The sequence below is a fragment of the Planotetraspora silvatica genome, assembly GCF_016863315.1.
Lineage (GTDB): Bacteria > Actinomycetota > Actinomycetes > Streptosporangiales > Streptosporangiaceae > Planotetraspora > Planotetraspora silvatica.
On record NZ_BOOQ01000013.1, the window covers coordinates 94,933 to 111,778 of the forward strand.

Below are 16,846 nucleotides of genomic sequence, written 5' to 3' on the forward strand. Positions count from 1 at the left end.
CCGACCTTCTCTCAAGGACACCGACAGTGGCTATCAGCGTGTTCGACCTGTTCAAGGTGGGAATCGGGCCGTCCAGCTCGCACACGGGCGGCCCGATGGCCGCGGCTCACCGTTTCGCCCGCGGCCTGCACGCGGACGGGCTACTGGAGAAGGTCACCGAGGTCCGGGTCATCCTCTACGGGTCTCTCGGGCTGACGGGGAAGGGCCACGGCAGCGACAAGGCCGTGCTGCTCGGCCTGTCCGGGGAGAAGCCGGAGCTCGTCGACGTCGACCGCGTCGACGAGATGCTCGCGGAAATGCGGTCGAGCGGCACGGTCCGGCTCTTCGGCTCACAGGAAGTGCCGTTCGTGGTGGGCGACCACCTGGTGTTCGAGCGGAAGCTCTCGCTCCCCCACCACCCGAACGGCATGCGCTTCACGGCCTTCTCCGAAGGCACCCTCGTGCGGGAGAAGGTCTACTACTCGGTCGGCGGCGGCTTCGTCGTGGACGAGAACGCCACCGGCGCCGATCGGATCAAACCCGACGACACGGTGCTGCCGTATCCGTTCACGACGGCCGCGCAACTGCTCGCCCACTGCGCGGACACCGGCCTGTCCATCTCCGGACTGATGCTGGAGAACGAGAAGGCCTTCGGCCGTACGCCGGAGGAGGTCCGCGCGCAACTGCTGCACCTGTGGTCGGTCATGGTCGAGTGCGTACGGCGGGGCACCCACAACGAGGGCGTCCTGCCGGGCGGGCTGAAGGTCAAGCGCCGGGCGAACCAGCTCCACCGCCGGCTCCAGAGCGAGACCGACGCCGACCCTCTGCGCGCCATGGACTGGGTGACGTTGTTCGCCCTCGCCGTCAACGAGGAGAACGCGGCGGGCGGCCGCATCGTCACGGCTCCCACGAACGGCGCGGCGGGGATCATCCCCGCGGTCCTGTCGTACTACACCAGGTTCATCCCCGGCGCGGCCGACGACGGGGTGGTCCGGTTCCTGCTGACCGCCGGAGCCATGGGCGTGCTGTTCAAGGAGAACGCCTCGATCTCCGGCGCGGAGGTCGGCTGCCAGGGAGAGGTCGGCTCGGCCTGCTCGATGGCCGCGGCGGGGCTCACCGAGGTGCTGGGCGGTACTCCCGAGCAGGTGGAGAACGCGGCCGAGATCGGCATCGAGCACAACCTGGGGCTGACCTGCGACCCGATCGGCGGCCTCGTCCAGATCCCCTGCATCGAGCGCAACGCGGTCGCCTCGATCAAGGCGATCGCCGCGGCCAGGATCGCGCTGCGCGGGGACGGCCGTCACTTCGTGGCCCTGGACAAGGCCATCAAGACCATGCGGGACACCGGCAGGGACATGCTCGACAAGTACAAGGAGACGTCCCGCGGCGGCCTGGCCGTCAACGTCATCGAGTGCTGATCCGGTCAGCGCCGGCGGACGTGCAGCCTGACCAGCGTGGGGATCTCCTCACGGTCGACCGCGCCGCGCACGCGTGAGATCGCCTGCCCGTCGAGACGGCCGATCACCTCGTGCACGTCGGCGCGGGGCAGAAGGGACACCAGGACGCGCATCCGCTTGTCGCGGACCAGCCTGACCTGGATCCTGCCGATGCCCTCGATGCCCTTCATCGCGACGCCCAGCATCGCCGTCCCCGATCCCGTACGGCTCCCGCAGCGCCCCCAGCCGAGGGCGACCGCCAGCCAGCGCGTGACGAGAAGGGCGATCAGTATGGCGGCCGCCGCGGCCGGCGGCCGCGCCCAGGCGTTCCGCACGAAGAACGACAGGTCGATGATCCGTACACCGAGGTGATCGGCCCGGGCGGCCAGCACGCCGACGCCGGCGATCGCCATGACCAGCCCGACGATCCCGAGCCCGACCCGGTTCCCCATGTGCGCGCGCATCCTCAGACCCTCCTCCTGCGCAACCGGACGACGACCTCGTGACGGCACTGCGCACCGAGGCCGGAAAGCTGGTCGCCCACGGCCGCACCGACCTCGCGGAGTAGTTCACCCGTGCCCTTGGCCTCGGTCACCACCACGACCTCGATCTGGCCGCGCAACATCCGCACCCGGGCCCGCCGGACGCCTTCGACCGTCTGCGCCGCGACCGCGAGCGTCCTGCTCAGGCCCGCGCGGGTCAGTCCCATCACGAGGAGCGGGTCCTCGCATTCCAGGGGCACCAGCCGGGGCCGCCCGGGCAGCACGGCGAGAGCCACCAGGCCCGCACCGCAAACGATCATCATCGCGGCGGTTCCGGGAACGGCGGGGTCCCCGAAGGTCGTCGACATCAGGCGATGGAGCGGCGGCCACAGGACGGGCGAGCCGAAGATCGTCGCGATGATCTCGACGGCCAGGGCCCACGCGCCGACGGAGAGCACCGCGGCCACCACGATTCCCGCAGGCGTACGGCCCGGCCGCAGAGCGCGGATGGCGTTGCGACGTACGGCACGCCGGCTGTCGCCCTTCGCCGATGCGCCCGCGAAGATCTCCTGCACGACGCTCATCAACCGCTCACCTCTGACCAGCACAGCATCGAATCCGATCTGTAGTCACCTGTTCAGGGGTACACGGCGGGAGGCGGTCGCGAGCCGATCACCCGCCATCTTGCGCGATCATGGCCGGGCGGCTCCGGAGATTTTGCCGCGGCCCCCGTTAACGTGAGTAGCACTCATTTAATTTGTGCGCATTCGTACTAGGCTGCGGGCATGGACGACCGACAGCGTCTCGACCAGGCCACGGCCGGGTTGCACCCCCCCTTCGCGGTGGTCGACCTCGATGCGCTGCGGTCCAACAGCGCCGACATGGTCCGCCGGGCGAACGGCAAGCCGATCCGCGTCGCCAGCAAGTCGATCCGGAGCCGGGCGGTCCTCGAACGCGTTCTCGCCATGGACGGCTTCGCCGGGATCATGGCGTTCACGCTTCCCGAGGCGCTCTGGCTCGTGTCATGCGGTCTGCGTGACGTGCTCGTGGCGTACCCGTCCGTGGACACCGACGCTCTCCGCACACTCGGGTCCGACCGCCGCGCCGCCGACGAGATCACGGTGATGGCCGACTCGCCGGGCCACCTGAATCTGATCGAAAGCCTCCAGCTTCCTCACCAGGTCCGGATATGTCTTGATATGGACGCGGCGTTTGTGGCGTTCGGCGGGAAGTTGCGCGTGGGGGCCTTGCGCTCCCCCGTCCGCGAGCCCGACCAGGCGGCCCGGATCGCCGAGGACATCGCCGGCCGCCCCGGAATGCGCCTGGTGGGACTCATGTCGTACGAGGCGCAGATCGCCGGCGTGGGCGACAGGGTCCCCGGCGCGTACGGGCGGGTCGTCCGGTGGATGCAGGCCAGATCCCGCCAGGAACTCGCCGTACGGCGCGGGCGGGTCGTGCAGGCCGTACGGCAGGCCGCCGACCTGGAGTTCGTCAACGGCGGAGGCACCGGCAGCATCGAGCGGACGGCGGCGGAACACGCGATCACCGAGGTCGCGGCCGGCTCGGGCTTCTTCCATCCACGGCTGTTCGACTTCTACCGGAGCTTCAGCGGGCGGCCCGCGGCGCTGTTCGCCCTGCCCGTGGTGCGCAAGCCGTCCCCCGGTGTCGTGACGGTACTGGGCGGTGGGTATCCGGCCTCAGGTCCTTCAGGAGCCAGCCGGCTGCCCTACCCCCACCTGCCGGCGGGGCTGCAGTACGACTCCAACGAGGGGGCGGGCGAGGTCCAGACCCCATTGGTCGGAGCCGCGGCCCATGACCTGCGGATCGGCGACCGCGTCTGGTTCCGGCACGCCAAGGCCGGCGAGTTGTGCGAGCGCTTCGCCAGCCTGCATCTGATCGAGGGCGACCGGATAGTCGAGGAAGTCCCCACCTACCGAGGAGAAGGCCAAACCTTCCTCTGACCCCCTCCCGCCCTTTCCCGCGTGATCATGCACAGGTTCGTGAATGGATGGCCTGACCAGCCCAAACCCCGAACGTGATCATGCACAGGTTCGTGGATTACGCCGCCGACCTGGCCGTTCTTCATCCGTGATCATGCACGAATTCGAGCGCAGCCCACACGGCCTGCGCCTCTTCAGTGTGTGATCATGCACAGCGGCGGCCCCCGTCACATGGGAAGCCCATCGGCTGACCGACATTGCATGATCACGAGCCACGCTTTCCCAGGTGGGCGGCCATGCAGAAGAACTTGCGCATGATCACGAACTGGATCCGCCCAGGTCGGCGGCGCAATCCCCGAATCCGTGCATGATCACGTTCGGGACCCGGGCTGGTCAGGGGTCATCTTCACGAACCTGTGCATGATCACGCCCAAAACCCCCTGGCGGGACCTTCGTGCCCGGCTTTGAAATCACCGTCGCCCCATTGCTCTGCGAGAGCAATGGGGCGACGGGCGGTCAGCGGTTGCGGCGGCGGAGCAGGATGATCGTGGCACCGACAACGAGGACCGCGCCGAGGCCGATCAGCACCGGCGCCATGGACTGCGCCGGCGGATACCGCTCCTCGCCTTCCATCTCGGCGGCGGAGCGCGATGTGGAGCCCCCCACGAGATCCCCGAACGACGACACCAGGTGTTCGGCGTTGGCCTTGACCTTGGCGACGCTCCGCTCGGCCACCCGTTTCGGGCTCACCCGGTCCGCGATGGCGTCGACCGTGCGAGCCAGCTCGGCCCGGGTGCGCTCGATCTCTCGTTCCAGCGCATCGGGATCGGTGTCAGCCATGCGATCCCCTCCTGTGGTTTCCGTAGGTGATCAGTCTGCCAGGTCCGGTACGCACCCCGCACAACGGCCGAACCGGTAGTTTGGTTGACGCTTGTCCGCACATCGACGCGGGTCACCCTCACGGGAGGTATTCATGAGCAGGCTCGAGGTCGGCGACGCCGCGCCCGAATTCACCCTCAAGGACGACAAGGGCGAAGAGGTGTCGCTCGAGTCGTTCCGTGGCCAGCGCGTCATCCTTTATTTCTACCCAGCGGCGATGACTCCAGGCTGCACCAAGCAGGCCTGCGACTTTCGCGACAATCTGGGCTCTCTCACCGCCCAGGGCTTCGTGGTCCTCGGCGTCTCCAAGGACAAGCCCGCTAAGCTCCAGCAGTTCCGCGAGCGTGACGCGCTCACGTTCCCGCTCCTGTCCGACGTCGATCTCGACGTGCACAAGGCGTACGGCGCCTACGGCGAGAAGACGAACTACGGCAAGACGATCCTGGGCGTCATCCGCTCGACTTTTGTCATCGACGCCGACGGCAAGGTCGAGAAGGCGCTCTACAACGTGAAGGCCACCGGCCATGTCGCCCGCCTGGTGAAAGAGCTCGACATCTCCTGACCCGTACGGTCACACCGGCAGGGGCCCCCGCAAAACGGGCGGCCCGTGGCGGTGTCCAGCCTGTACGATGGGCGGCGCCTGCCTGTGACGCCACAGGGACCGCGCCGTCCGTCGGCGGCGCGCGTCGAAGCTCAGGGGCCGTAGTCCAACGGCAGAGACAGCGGCTTTAGGTGCCGTCCAGCGTGGGTTCGAATCCCACCGGCCCCACTGCGTGACCGGCCATCCGGCTACGAGGTCGGAGCGGGATTCGGTACCGCTCCGGGTCCGTCACAGCGGATTCCCGCGTCGGTCCGTCGGCAGTATCCGGACAGGTCGTCCGACGGCTGGTCCTGCCCGAAACGCCGGCCGTTCTGGCCGTATCCCGGCATCCGCCGCGGCCCCTGATCGGGGTTCGACCACACGACGCCGTACCGCGGGCCGTGGAACCGGTGCCACAGGACGTCACCGACCGCGACGACGCTCCCGCCGAACAGGGCTCCCACCACCGCGCACACCAGACCGACGATCACGAGCCGGTTGGCGTCCGTCCGCCGGGGCCTAGAAGCGCCCGGCTGAGGAGCACCCAGCCGAGGAGCGCCCGAAGGTCCCGCCGGTGGACCACCGGGGACTCCGGGCCCGCCCTGTCCCGCCGCGGGACGCCAGCCTGGAGCATTCCAGCCGGCCCCGCCGGGACCGTAGGCATACCCCGGCGCCTGGAACGCGGATTGGCCGGCGGAGCCTACTCCGGACCCTGCAGCAGATCCGGAGCCTGGCTCCGCCGTGGTCTGGTCGGGAGCCGCCTCGGCAGGTAGCGGTGTGGTGCCCTCTCCCGGCCCCGGAACGCGCGACTCATCCTCAGCATCGCGCGGCCCTCCATGTTGATCCGCCATCACAGATCTCCTGTCCGCCCCACCGAGGCGCTCCCGTGGATAATGATGGTCCTCGTTTCGTAAAGGCGACGTAAGGCCCGTCTTCGCATCTGCGACCTGAGTCGTACGCCCGGATCCGCCCGAAGGCGGAACACCGCTGAGCAGCCACTACGTAGGGTTGGAACCGTGTTCGGCAGACCACGCGCCTGGGCCCGGCGTCATCCCGTCCTGATCGACTCCTTCACGGTCTCTCCACTCGTCCTGTTCTGCCTGGCCACGGTCGGGAACTTCAGCGAAGCCCAGTGGCTGGCCGGCACCCGCGTGGGGATGCCGGCGGGCCTGTTCCTGACGATCGCGCTCCTCGCGCCGCTCATGGTGCGCAGGAACCACCCCCGCGAGGTGTTCGCGGCCATCGCCCTCCTCAGCTTCGGCCAATGGGTGGCCGGCCTGGCCGAGATCCCGGCGAACCTCGCCGTCCTCGTCGCGATGTACGCCGTGGCCGCCCGCTGCACCGCCGCCTGGGCCGTCGCGGCCGGTCTGGTGACTGAGGTCGGGCTGGCGCTCGCCCAGTCCCGCTACACCGCTTTCGAACCGTCGACCTTCGCCTCCATGTCGGTGTTCGTCGTGGCCATCTGGGTCACCGGGATCTACGCGAACACCCGGCGGCGCTTCGTCGAGAGCCTGGTGGAGCGCGCCGAACGCGCCGAACGTGAGCGGGACCAGCAGGCGCAGATCGCCGCCGCCGCCGAGCGCACCCGCATCGCCCGTGAGCTGCACGACGTCGTCGCGCACAACGTCAGCGTGATGGTGGTGCAGGCGGACGGCGCGGGTTACGCCATCGACAGCGACCCGGAGCAGGCGCGCCGTGCCGTACAGGCGATCTCGGCGACGGGGCGCACGGCGCTCGCCGAGATGCGACGCCTGGTGGGGGTGCTCAGGCAGGAGGGGGACCACACGCAGGAGTACGCTCCGCAACCGGGAGTGGCTCAGCTCGGCGACCTGGTCAAGCAGGTCGGCGACTCCGGATTGCCGATCGACTTCACCGTCTCCGGCGTGCCGCACGTACTCCCGGAGGGAGAACAGCTGGTGATCTACCGGATCGTCCAGGAGGCGCTGACGAACACCCTCAAGCACGGGGGGCCGGGCGCTCGCGCCCTGGTCGACATGACGTACGGCCGGGGCGAGGTCATGCTGCGGATCTCCGACGACGGCAGGGGCGCGGCCGCGATCGCGTCAGAGGGCGGACACGGACTGGTCGGCATGCGCGAGCGGGCGGCGATGTACGGCGGGAGCATCGACGCGGGCCCGAAGGCCGGCGGCGGCTTCCAGGTGCTCGCGCGGATCCCGACCGGAGTGACGGTATGACGGACAGGAAGCTGCGGCGATGATTCGAGTGATGGTGGTCGACGACCAGGAACTGGTGCGCACGGGATTCCGGATGGTGCTCGGGGCGCAGCCCGACATCGAGGTCGTCGGTGAGGCGGCGGACGGGGCCGCGGCCATCGAGACGTTGCGCACGACCGAAGCCGACGTTGTGTTGATGGACGTCCGGATGCCCCGCATGGACGGGGTGGAGGCGGCCCGGCTCATCTGCGCGTCCCCCGGCTCGCCGAAGGTCCTCATGCTGACGACCTTCGACCTGGACGAGTACGCCTTCGAGGCCATCAAGGCGGGCGTCTCGGGCTTCCTGCTCAAGGACGTGCCGCCGCCCGAGCTGATCAGCGCCATCCGTTCCGTCCACGCCGGGGACGCCGTGATCGCCCCCAGTACGACCAGGAGGCTGCTCGACCGCGTCGCCGTACATCTGCCGGCGGGCGAGGCCCTGAAGCGGGACGACGACACCCTGACGGCGCGGGAGCGTGAAGTCCTGTACCACGTGGCCCTGGGGCTGTCGAACTCGGAGATCGCCCAGCAGTTGCAGCTGGCGGAGGCGACGGTGAAGACCCACCTCGGCCGGATCCTGGCCAAACTGAGCCTGCGTGACCGTGCTCAGGCCGTCGTCTACGCGTACGAAAGCGGGCTCGTCACGCCCGATCGTTCCCAGGGCTGACTCGGGACTACATCAGAAATCGCAGATCCTCCGTACGGACCCTCAGCAAACGGATCAGAAAGCCCTTCGCACGGCAGAGGTGCACGCATGATCACGAATCTAGGGTTTTCGTATGACCACAATCACGAGTGTCCGGAGCGCCGTGACCGCGCAGGGGCTCACCAAGGTGTACGGCACGGGCGACGCAGCCGTGCACGCCCTGCGCGGAATCGACGTCGGGTTCGCCACCGAGGCGTTCACCGCGATCATGGGCCCGTCGGGCTCCGGCAAGTCGACGCTGATGCACTGCCTCGCCGGACTCGACTCGGTGACGGACGGCCACGTCTCCATCGGCGACATCGAGATCACCCGGCTGAACGACAAGCGGCTCACGCTGCTGCGGCGCGAGCGCGTCGGCTTCATCTTCCAGGCGTTCAATCTGCTGCCCACCCTGACCGCCGAGCAGAACATCCTGCTGCCGTTGCAGATCGCCGGGCGGCAGGCCGACCAGGCCCTGTTCGACCGCGTGATCGACACGGTCGGCCTCCGCGACCGGTTGCGGCACAAGCCGAGCCAGCTGTCCGGCGGCCAGCAGCAGCGGGTCGCGGTCGCGCGGGCGCTCATCAGCAAACCCCAAGTGATCTTCGCGGACGAGCCGACCGGAAACCTCGATTCGCGTAGCGGCGCGGAGGTCCTGGCGTTCCTGCGCACCTCGGTGCGGGAACTCGGGCAGACGATCGTGATGGTGACCCACGATCCCGTCGCGGCGTCCTACGCCGACAGGGTCGTGTTCCTCCGCGACGGGCTGCTGGTGCGCGAGATCGAGCAGCCGACGCCGCAGACGGTCCTCGACACGCTCGTGGCGCTGGAGGCCTGACCCGTGTTCAGGACCACCATCATGGGCCTGCTGGCGCACCGGCTCCGGCTGGTGCTCACCTCGCTGGCCATCATCCTCGGCGTGGGCTTCATCGCCGGGACCTTCGTGCTCACCGACACGATCGACGCCGGCTTCAGCCAGTCCTTCACCGCCGCCGCCGACAAGATCGACGTCGCGGTGCGCTCCAAGGACGACCCGCTTCCCCCGAGCCTGCTCGCCAAGATCGGATCAGTCGCCGGCGTCAAGGACGCACAACCCGTCGTGTCCGGCGAGGCGCCCCTCATCGGCAAGGACGGCAAGACCGTCGGCGAACTCGTCACCGCCGGGGTGTCGTTCCCCTCGTACCGGCTGGACGTCACCAGCGGCAAGGCGCCGGCGTCGGACGGCGAGGCCCTGGTCGACACGAGCACGGCGAGGACGCAGGGCTTCCGGATCGGGGACACCATCGGCGTCCTCGACCAGAAGAACGTCCGGCACGACTTCCGGCTCGTCGGCACCTTCGACGTCGGCGTCGACCAGTCCCTCGCCGCCCGCGGCGCGGTCGCCTACACCCCGGCGACCGCGATGCGGATGACGGGAGCGACGGGCTACGCCGAGATCGACGTCACCACCGCGGGCCCGTCCAGGGAGAGTCTCCGTACGGCCGTCGCCGCGGTCGCCGGGTCCGGCGCCAAGGTCCAGACCGGGGAGGAGGTCGCCTCCGACCTGGCGGCGTCCAACGGCGCGAGCACCGAGTATCTGAAGGTCGGCCTGCTGATGTTCGGATTCATCGCGCTGCTGGTCGCGGGCCTGGTGATCTATAACACCTTCGGAATCCTGGTCGCCCAGCGCATGCGCGAGCTGGCGCTGCTGCGATGCATCGGGGCGACCCGTCGTCAGGTCTTCGGCTCGATCATGTTGGAGTCGGCCATCGTCGGACTGGTCTCCTCGATCCTCGGCCTGGCCGCCGGGCTCGGCATGGGATGGCTCGCCGTGTTCCTGCTGGGGACCTACCAACCGGACGTGGAGGTCCCCACGGGCACCGTGACGTTGTCGCCGCAGACCATCGTCATCGGCCTGGCGACCGGCCTGATCATGACGGTCGTCGCGGCCCTGCTCCCGGCCCGCCAGGCCACCAAGGTCGCGCCCGTCGCGGCCCTGCGCACGCAGACCGAGGAGCACACGTTCCGCGCCGGCGTCGTACGGATCGTCTTCGCCGTGCTGTTCGGGCTGGCCGCCGCGGGACTGACGTACATGGGCGTGACCGCGAAGCCCGACGAGACGGCGCTCATGACCGTGATGGCGGGCGGCGTGCTGGCCTTCTTCACCGTGCTGATCCTCGGGCCGGTGGTCGTCACACCGCTGAGCGGGCTGGCCGGCTGGCTGCCCGGGCGGCTGTTCGGGGTGCCGGGCCGCCTGGCCACGGAGAACTCACGCCGCAACCCGAAGCGGTCGGCCACGACGACGATCGCCCTCACCATCGGCGTCACTCTCATGACGTTCATGGCCGTCCTCACCGCGACCATGCGGGCCACCGCCGACCAGGAGCTCGACTCGCAGTTCCCCGCCGACTACCGGGTCGCCGCGCAGACCGGCGACATCCCCCACGCGGTCGCGGAGGCGTTGCGCGGGCACTCGGAGTTGGCCACCGTGGCGGAGTTCAGGGAGGTCGACGGCAAGCTCGACGACGAGGACTATCCCATCGGGACGGTGACGTCGTCGGTGCTCGAGACCGCTGTGCGGCCGAAGGCGACGTCGGGCTCCGCCGACGGCTTCAAGCCGGGAACGGTCATGATCGCCGACTACGTGGCCAAGCAGCTCAAGATCAAGGTGGGCGACGACGTCAGGGTTGGAACCGCGAAGAACGCCACCCCGCTTCGTGTGGTCGCCATCCTCGACTCGCAGTCGTTGCTGCCGTCGATCACCGTGCCGGAGCAGTTCTTCGACGAGCGCTTCGGGAAGACGGACGACAACCAGATCCTGATCACCGCGGCCGACGGCGCCGACCTGGACAAGGCACGGGCGATCGTGGACAACGCGACCCAGCCGTACCCGGCGGTGAAGGTCGCCAGCTCCACCGAGATCCGCGGTCAGTTCGACGAGGCGATCAACGGCATATTGTCGGTCGTCACCGGCCTGCTCGGCCTCGCGATCGTCATCTCGCTGCTGGGCATCGCGAACACGTTGTCGTTGTCGGTTCACGAGCGGACGCGCGAGTCGGCGCTGCTGCGCGCCCTCGGCCTGAAGCGCGGGCAACTGCGCGGCATGCTCACCGTCGAGGCGCTGATCCTCGGTCTGGTCGGCGCCCTCGTCGGCACCGTCCTCGGCATCGTGTACGGCTGGGCCGCGACGACGACGATCTCGGAGTCGGTGAGCTTCCGGCTGCCCGTCGGGCAGGTCGCGTTGTTCATCGCGGCGTCCGGGCTTGCCGGAGTGCTGGCGGCCGTCCTTCCCGCCAGGCGCGCGGCGCGGACGTCCATCGTGGGCTCCCTCGCGAGCGACTGAGCCCGCTCACAGCCGGCCGTACGCCGAGGGTAGGGCGTGCGCGGTCACGCACGCATGATCACGCAGGTGGGGGGAGGGGGGTGGGCCACTGCTCGGCCACGTCGTTCGGGCCGAGCAGTGGCCGTATCACGATGTCACCCGTCGTGCCGTCGATGACGACGCAGCCGCCCCCCACCGTCTCGGGGGGAACACTCGGGTCCTCGGGCTCGTCGTCCGCGATCCAGGCTACGTAGCCGCCGTCGAAGGCGAGCATCTCCGCCTCGGATCCGCGATCACCGAAATAGCGCTCCGCCAGCTCCCGCGCCTGGTCGGGCGAGACCATCAAAGGCGCTGCCCTTCCCGGTCGATGACCACGCAGAAGACCCCGGTGACGACCTCGTACGGCGGTTCGACCGCCATGTGACCCCGCTGCGCGTCGATCCACAGGACCTCGTCCCGGCAGTTCACGGCGTTCCATGCGTGGCTCCCACCACCCGGCCAGCGGGTGATGAGCATCGCGCTCGCCCCGTGACCTCCGAAGACCAGGCGCTGCGCGATGGCCACGTAGGCGCGACGGCCGTGCCCGACATACTCGAACCGATGCCCCAGCCACTGCTCGGCGCGGGCCACTCCCCCGGTCTCACCGGTCAGAAGCGGCTTTCCCCCCGCGTCGAACTCAGGCTGACGACGTGCGGCCACGACCGGTTCCCCGTGCCAGGTCGACATGACGGCGAGCGCGCAGTCGACGGCGTTCGTCGACCGGAACGGGTCCTCCGTCGGCCCCTCCGCGTTGATCAGACGGATCCACGTGCCCCGGGGATCGGGGAACCGGCCGCTGACCGCTTGGACGAGACTCGCCTGGGCGAGGATCTCCTCGGTCCCCGGCCTCGACTCCGCGAGCCCGCCCGGCTTGCCGTACGGACGCGTCGTCTCCAGTCGCGGCGGCCTGCGGGCACTATCGAACCAGTCAGGCTCGAGATCCGTGCCCGCGTCGTCCCGGACCCGGGATCCGGCTGGTCCCCGCATAGGACCCTGCTCCCACCCCGGGACGGCCGACTGCGGCGGGACGTCCGACACCGTCGGGACCTCTGACCGCGGCGGGACGTCTGGGTGCGGCGGGACCTCTGACCGCGCCGGGCTCTGGCCCCATTCCGGGCGCTCTCCCCAAACCGGAATCCCGGCATCGGGTGCGGCGGTCTCAGCGACCACGCCTTCGGCCGACGCGACCGGCGACAGGTCCGCCAGGCCCTCCCCGCCGGAGGCGGGCGCAGGCGGCAGTGCCGAAACAGGTGCGGGTGTCGAAACCGGTGCGGGTGCGGGTGCCTCAACCCGGACCCCGGCAACGGCCTCGACCGACGCTTCAACAGGTGCCGGAACCGATGTCTCAGCCGGCACTTCGAGCTGTGCGCCGGCCTGCGTCCCGTGCTGTGCTTCGACCTGTGCTCCCGGCTGTGTTCCCGGCTGTACGGCCGCGTCGGCGATCGCCTCACTCGCCGGATCGGCTGCGAACGCGGCCCCCTCCAGTGCGTGGGTGGCGGTGTCGCCCGTGGCATCCGCAACTGGGGCGACGGCGCCCTCGGCCGCGTCCTCCACAACACCGTCGTTCAGACCGTCATTCAGACCACCGTTCAGACCGGCATTCGGGCCGTCGGCCAGGCTGTCGCCCGGGGCCTCGCTCAGGCCGTTCGGCGTGCCGCCCAGCAGGGGATTGGACGTCCCCTTCACCAGGCCGTTCCGCGCACCCTTCGCCAAACCGTTGAGCAGGCCGCTCAGCAGCCCGGTCGACGTGCCGTTCGAAGTGCCGTTGGACATCCCGTTGGCCAGGCCGTTCGCCATGCTCTTCGCCGAAGCGTTCACCATGCCACCGGCCACGCTGTTCGCCGGGCCGTCCGCCAGGACGACCGCACGCACCTCGGCGTGACGGTTCTCCTGGACTCGACCTTCCGTGCAGAGATCGTCCACGTGGCGATCGTCGAGGTGCCGGTTCTCCCCGGACGCCGGAGTCTCCGCGGCCCTCTCGTAATCGCGCCACCTACGCCCGTCTGCGCTCACGATCGGGTTGTAGACACCGGTCGGCAACCGCCACCGGGCATGCCTGCGAGCCATCTCCTGAGTCACGTGCTGCGGCCCCCTCCCTGACACGTAATCAGGGTGCCGATGGTAGGGGCGGCCTCACCGCCGTCACAGCGGCTTTCCCAAGTCCAGAAGGATCGCCGGCGGCCTTCAGCAGGGTTCGTCCGGGTTCATCCGACCAGAATGCCGATGGCGTGGTAGCCCGTCGCGCCATCGGGAGCGGGCGGAGCATAATTCGGCGTCTGGGTGTAGCCGCTCGCATCGGTCGCGCGGACCGTGATGACCCGCTTTCCGGGGGTGAGGTCCGTCTCGATCGACCACTGCCTCCAGGTGTCCGGGCCGTTCACCTCGGCGAGCTTCGCCTCCCGCCACTCGCCTCCGTCCACCTGGACCTCCACCGCGGAGATCCCCTTGTGCTGGGCCCAGGCGACTCCGGCGATTATGGTCGGGCCGTGCGGGACGGCGTCGCCGTCTCGGGGGACGTCGATCCGGGACTCCGTCTTGATCGGGCCCCGCGGAGACCAGCCGCGTGGCGTCCAGTAGGCCTCGTCCTGGTCGAACCGTGTCACCTTGATCTCGGTGATCCACTTCGTGGCGGACACGTAGCCGTACAGGCCGGGGACGACCTGACGGACGGGGAACCCGTGCGCGGCCGGCAGCACCTCGCCGTTCATCGCGACCGCGAGCAGCGCGTCCCTGCCGTCCATGACGACGTCGACGGGGGTGCCGCAGGTGAAGCCGTCCTGCGAGACGCTCAGCAGCATGTCGGCGTCCGACCTGATCCCCGCGTCGCGGAGCACATCGGCCAGGCGCGCGCCGAGCCAGCGGGCGTTGCCCACGTACGGCCCGCCGACGTCGTTGGACACACAGGTCAGCGTGACGTCCGCCTCCATCAGCGGACGCCTGAGCAGGTCGTCGAAGGTGAGCTCGACCGGCTTGTCGACCAGTCCGTGGATCTTCAGCGTCCAGTCGGTCGGATCGACCGAGGGGACGACCAGGGCGGTGTCCACCCGATAGAAGTCACGGTTGGGCGTGACGAAGGGCGACAGATCCTTGAGGTGCAGGTCCGCACCCGCCGGGATCGGCTTCGCCGCGACGGCCGGCCGGGGCAACGTCTTCGCGACCGTCCTCCTGGCGAGGTCCACGTCCTTGGAGGCCCCGAGCAGGCGCCCGCCGAACCCGGCGACTCCGGCGACTCCCACCCCCACGGCCACGCCGGTCAGCAGGCGCCGGCGGTCGAACGTGTAGAGGGCGTCGCCTGCCCGCATCACGGGCGGCATCTCCGCTGGATGCGGGACCGGCTCACCCCCGCCCGGCTCGTCTGCGTCCCGCTCATCCTCGCCCGGCTCTCCCTCGTCCGCGTACGGCGGATATTCCGAGTACTCGGGGTCGGTCGTCCACGCCGACGTGCCGGCAGCGGCGGGATACTCCTCCGGAAGGTCGTCCCAGTCGTTCAGCTCCACCCGGCGGAACAGCAGGGAGAGCGCCCACGCTCCCGCGCCTACACCGATGAGGGACGGCAGGATGTCGAACGGCCCCGAGTCGGGCCTGGTGGCCGCGGCCCCCGCTCCGACGAGGCCGAACAGCAGCAGCCCCGTCATGCCGTAGCCGACCCTCCGGCGGGAGAGCACGCCGAGACCCGCGGCGATCAGAGCCAGGACCACGACGATGCCGCTGATCAGGACCAACTTGTCGTTCGACCCGAAGTTCCTGATGGCCCAGTCCTTGAGCGCGGGCGGGGTCCGGTCGACCGCCGCGCCGCCGACCGCGATCACCGGTGACGCACTCGCGTTGGTCAGTCCGGCCGCGAGTTGGGCCACGCCGAGCGCCACCGCTCCCGCGACGACCCCGATCACGGCCGCCACCCACTTGGGCAGGCGAGAACCGCCGTCGTCCTTGTTCACAGTCGAACGCTACGCCCCACTCGTGCCGGAAGGTCTTACGGGTGGATTACAGGACGACCGATTCGATGACCGGCACGAGGGCGCGAAAAGCCCGGCCACGATGGCTGATCGCGTCCTTCTCTCCCGCTGACATCTCCGCGGTCGTACGGCTCTCGCCATCCGGAACGAAGATCGGATCGTAACCGAAGCCGTTGGCTCCCCTGGGCTCACGGATGACGTGGCCGTGCATGGCCCCCTCCACCACGTGCTCCTCGCCCGAAGGCAGCGCGAGCGCGGCCGTACAGGCGAAGTGGCCCTGGCGGCGGCCGTCGGGGACGTCCGAGATCTGGGCCAGGAGCAGCCACAGGTTGGCGACGTCGTCACCATGCGTGCCGGACCAGCGGGCGGAGAAGATCCCCGGCATGCCGTTCAGGGCGTCGACGCAGAGCCCGGAGTCGTCGGCGACGGCGAGCAGGCCGCTCTCCCTCGCTACGGCGTGCGCCTTGAGCAGCGCGTTCTCGGCGAACGTCAGGCCCGTTTCGGCCACGTCGGCGATGTCCGGGAAGTCCTCGAGCCCCACGAGTTCGATCGGCAGGCTGGACTCCTCCAGGATCCTGCGGAGCTCCACGATCTTGCCGGCGTTCCTGGTCGCCAGAACCACCTTGTTCATTCGGTCGCCACCGCGAGCGCCTCGGCCTGCAGGCGGGTCAGCTCCGCGCAGCCGCCGGCGGCCAGGTCGAGCAGGCCGCTCAGCATCACCCGGTCGAAGGGCGCACCCTCGGCGGTGCCCTGCACCTCGACGAAGTCTCCGGCGCCGGTCATCACCACGTTCATGTCGGTCTCGGCCTTGACGTCCTCGGTGTAGCAGAGGTCGAGCAGCGGCTCCGAGCCGAGGACGCCGACGGAGACCGCCGCGACCGAGGTGACCAGCGGGTCTCCCGGGCACATCTTGCGCTTGCGCATCCAGGCCACGGCGTCGGCGAGCGCGACGTAGGCCCCGGTGATCGCGGCCGTCCGCGTGCCGCCGTCGGCCTGCAGCACGTCGCAGTCGAGGATGATCGAGTTCTCCCCCAGCGCCTTGTAGTCCACGCAGGCCCGCAGCGAGCGGCCGATCAGCCGCGAGATCTCGTGGGTCCTGCCACCGATCTTGCCGCGGACCGACTCACGGTCACCGCGCGTGTTGGTGGCGCGGGGCAACATGGCGTACTCGGCCGTCACCCAGCCGAGGCCGCTGCCCTTGCGCCATCGGGGCACGCCGCTCTCCACGGAGGCGGCGCACAACACCCGCGTGCCGCCGAACTCGACGAGCACGGAACCCTCGGCGTGCGCGAGCCAGTTCCGCGTGATGGTCACGGGGCGAAGCTGATCGGGACGACGTCCATCTGAACGAGCCAT

Annotated in this window: 16 protein-coding genes and 1 tRNA gene; 8 read left to right on the plus strand and 9 right to left on the minus strand. The window is 69.7% G+C overall.

From position 1 onward, the window contains the following. Window positions 1-26 precede the first annotated feature (26 nt). The gene (locus tag Psi02_RS11325) at window positions 27-1,397 is read left to right on the plus strand and encodes an L-serine ammonia-lyase (protein WP_203973414.1); all 1,371 of its coding nucleotides are present in this window, start codon (window positions 27-29) and stop codon (window positions 1,395-1,397) included. 5 nt (window positions 1,398-1,402) lie between these two features. Here Psi02_RS11325 and Psi02_RS11330 read toward each other — a convergent pair whose 3' ends face one another. Together Psi02_RS11330 and Psi02_RS11335 are read right to left on the minus strand one after the other, a co-directional pair. Continuing rightward, entirely contained in the window at window positions 1,403-1,879 is a 477-nt protein-coding gene (locus Psi02_RS11330; protein ID WP_203973415.1) for a hypothetical protein, read from the minus strand. Between the two features lie 2 nt (window positions 1,880-1,881). Beyond that, complete coding sequence (locus Psi02_RS11335; RefSeq protein ID WP_203973416.1) at window positions 1,882-2,481, minus strand: DUF6286 domain-containing protein; 600 nt, start codon at window positions 2,479-2,481, stop codon at window positions 1,882-1,884. A gap of 201 nt (window positions 2,482-2,682) precedes the next feature. On the opposite strand from Psi02_RS11335, the gene Psi02_RS11340 reads away from it, so the two are divergent. Then, window positions 2,683-3,858, plus strand: a complete 1,176-nt coding sequence (locus Psi02_RS11340) for an amino acid deaminase/aldolase (protein WP_203973417.1) — start codon at window positions 2,683-2,685, stop codon at window positions 3,856-3,858. A gap of 495 nt (window positions 3,859-4,353) precedes the next feature. On the opposite strand, the gene Psi02_RS11345 is transcribed toward Psi02_RS11340, so the two are convergent. Next, window positions 4,354-4,677, minus strand: coding sequence for a DUF3618 domain-containing protein (locus tag Psi02_RS11345; RefSeq protein WP_203973418.1), 324 nt, complete (start codon window positions 4,675-4,677; stop codon window positions 4,354-4,356). 133 nt (window positions 4,678-4,810) lie between these two features. Between Psi02_RS11345 and bcp the strand changes: the two genes are divergently transcribed. Continuing rightward, complete coding sequence (gene bcp / locus Psi02_RS11350) at window positions 4,811-5,278, plus strand: thioredoxin-dependent thiol peroxidase (protein WP_203973419.1); 468 nt, start codon at window positions 4,811-4,813, stop codon at window positions 5,276-5,278. A 134-nt stretch (window positions 5,279-5,412) separates the two neighbouring features. Next, a tRNA-Leu gene (locus Psi02_RS11355) sits at window positions 5,413-5,485 on the plus strand. Between the two features lie 20 nt (window positions 5,486-5,505). Here Psi02_RS11355 and Psi02_RS11360 read toward each other — a convergent pair. Continuing rightward, window positions 5,506-5,787 (minus strand): hypothetical protein, encoded by a 282-nt coding sequence (locus Psi02_RS11360; protein ID WP_203973420.1) that lies wholly within the window; start codon window positions 5,785-5,787, stop codon window positions 5,506-5,508. 525 nt (window positions 5,788-6,312) lie between these two features. Between Psi02_RS11360 and Psi02_RS11365 the strand changes: the two genes are divergently transcribed. From Psi02_RS11365 to Psi02_RS11380, 4 genes are all read left to right on the plus strand, one after another. Continuing rightward, window positions 6,313-7,491 carry a sensor histidine kinase gene (locus tag Psi02_RS11365; protein ID WP_203973421.1) on the plus strand — a complete coding sequence of 393 codons (1,179 nt, stop codon included), beginning with the start codon at window positions 6,313-6,315 and terminating at the stop codon, window positions 7,489-7,491. Between the two features lie 19 nt (window positions 7,492-7,510). Continuing rightward, window positions 7,511-8,176 carry a response regulator transcription factor gene (locus tag Psi02_RS11370; protein ID WP_203973422.1) on the plus strand — a complete coding sequence of 222 codons (666 nt, stop codon included), beginning with the start codon at window positions 7,511-7,513 and terminating at the stop codon, window positions 8,174-8,176. Between the two features lie 112 nt (window positions 8,177-8,288). Next, on the plus strand, window positions 8,289-9,032 hold the full coding sequence (locus tag Psi02_RS11375; RefSeq protein WP_203973423.1) for an ABC transporter ATP-binding protein: 744 nt from the start codon (window positions 8,289-8,291) through the stop codon (window positions 9,030-9,032). A gap of 3 nt (window positions 9,033-9,035) precedes the next feature. Beyond that, window positions 9,036-11,516 (plus strand): ABC transporter permease, encoded by a 2,481-nt coding sequence (locus tag Psi02_RS11380; protein ID WP_203973424.1) that lies wholly within the window; start codon window positions 9,036-9,038, stop codon window positions 11,514-11,516. A gap of 58 nt (window positions 11,517-11,574) precedes the next feature. Here the strand turns inward: Psi02_RS11380 and Psi02_RS11385 are convergent, their stop codons facing one another. The 5 genes from Psi02_RS11385 to rph form a co-directional block, all read right to left on the minus strand. Next, window positions 11,575-11,838: a PepSY domain-containing protein gene (locus tag Psi02_RS11385; protein WP_203973425.1), complete on the minus strand. Its 264-nt coding sequence runs from the start codon at window positions 11,836-11,838 to the stop codon at window positions 11,575-11,577. Next, window positions 11,838-13,613, minus strand: coding sequence for a toxin glutamine deamidase domain-containing protein (locus Psi02_RS40040; RefSeq protein ID WP_239094797.1), 1,776 nt, complete (start codon window positions 13,611-13,613; stop codon window positions 11,838-11,840). The genes Psi02_RS11385 and Psi02_RS40040 overlap by 1 nt, the downstream gene beginning before the upstream one ends. 125 nt (window positions 13,614-13,738) lie before the next feature. Further along, entirely contained in the window at window positions 13,739-15,472 is a 1,734-nt protein-coding gene (locus Psi02_RS11395; RefSeq protein ID WP_239094798.1) for a molybdopterin-dependent oxidoreductase, read from the minus strand. Window positions 15,473-15,518: 46 nt separating this feature from the next. Next, entirely contained in the window at window positions 15,519-16,121 is a 603-nt protein-coding gene (gene rdgB, locus Psi02_RS11400) for an RdgB/HAM1 family non-canonical purine NTP pyrophosphatase (RefSeq protein WP_203973426.1), read from the minus strand. Then, window positions 16,118-16,846, minus strand: a complete 729-nt coding sequence (rph, locus tag Psi02_RS11405) for a ribonuclease PH (RefSeq protein WP_203973427.1) — start codon at window positions 16,844-16,846, stop codon at window positions 16,118-16,120. Before rph ends, rdgB begins: the two co-directional genes overlap by 4 nt.

Bases quoted from the DNA above. Each gene is read 5' to 3' on its own strand.
- rdgB (WP_203973426.1), bottom strand. From the start codon at position 16,121: ATGAACAAGGTGGTTCTGGCGACCAGGAACGCCGGCAAGATCGTGGAG.
- Psi02_RS11335 (WP_203973416.1), bottom strand. From the start codon at position 2,481: ATGAGCGTCGTGCAGGAGATCTTCGCGGGCGCATCGGCGAAGGGCGAC.
- bcp (WP_203973419.1), top strand. From the start codon at position 4,811: ATGAGCAGGCTCGAGGTCGGCGACGCCGCGCCCGAATTCACCCTCAAG.
- Psi02_RS11340 (WP_203973417.1), top strand. From the start codon at position 2,683: ATGGACGACCGACAGCGTCTCGACCAGGCCACGGCCGGGTTGCACCCC.
- rph (WP_203973427.1), bottom strand. From the start codon at position 16,846: ATGGCTCGTTCAGATGGACGTCGTCCCGATCAGCTTCGCCCCGTGACC.
- Psi02_RS11370 (WP_203973422.1), top strand. From the start codon at position 7,511: ATGATTCGAGTGATGGTGGTCGACGACCAGGAACTGGTGCGCACGGGA.
- Psi02_RS11375 (WP_203973423.1), top strand. From the start codon at position 8,289: ATGACCACAATCACGAGTGTCCGGAGCGCCGTGACCGCGCAGGGGCTC.
- Psi02_RS11385 (WP_203973425.1), bottom strand. From the start codon at position 11,838: ATGGTCTCGCCCGACCAGGCGCGGGAGCTGGCGGAGCGCTATTTCGGT.
- Psi02_RS11330 (WP_203973415.1), bottom strand. From the start codon at position 1,879: ATGCGCGCGCACATGGGGAACCGGGTCGGGCTCGGGATCGTCGGGCTG.
- Psi02_RS11345 (WP_203973418.1), bottom strand. From the start codon at position 4,677: ATGGCTGACACCGATCCCGATGCGCTGGAACGAGAGATCGAGCGCACC.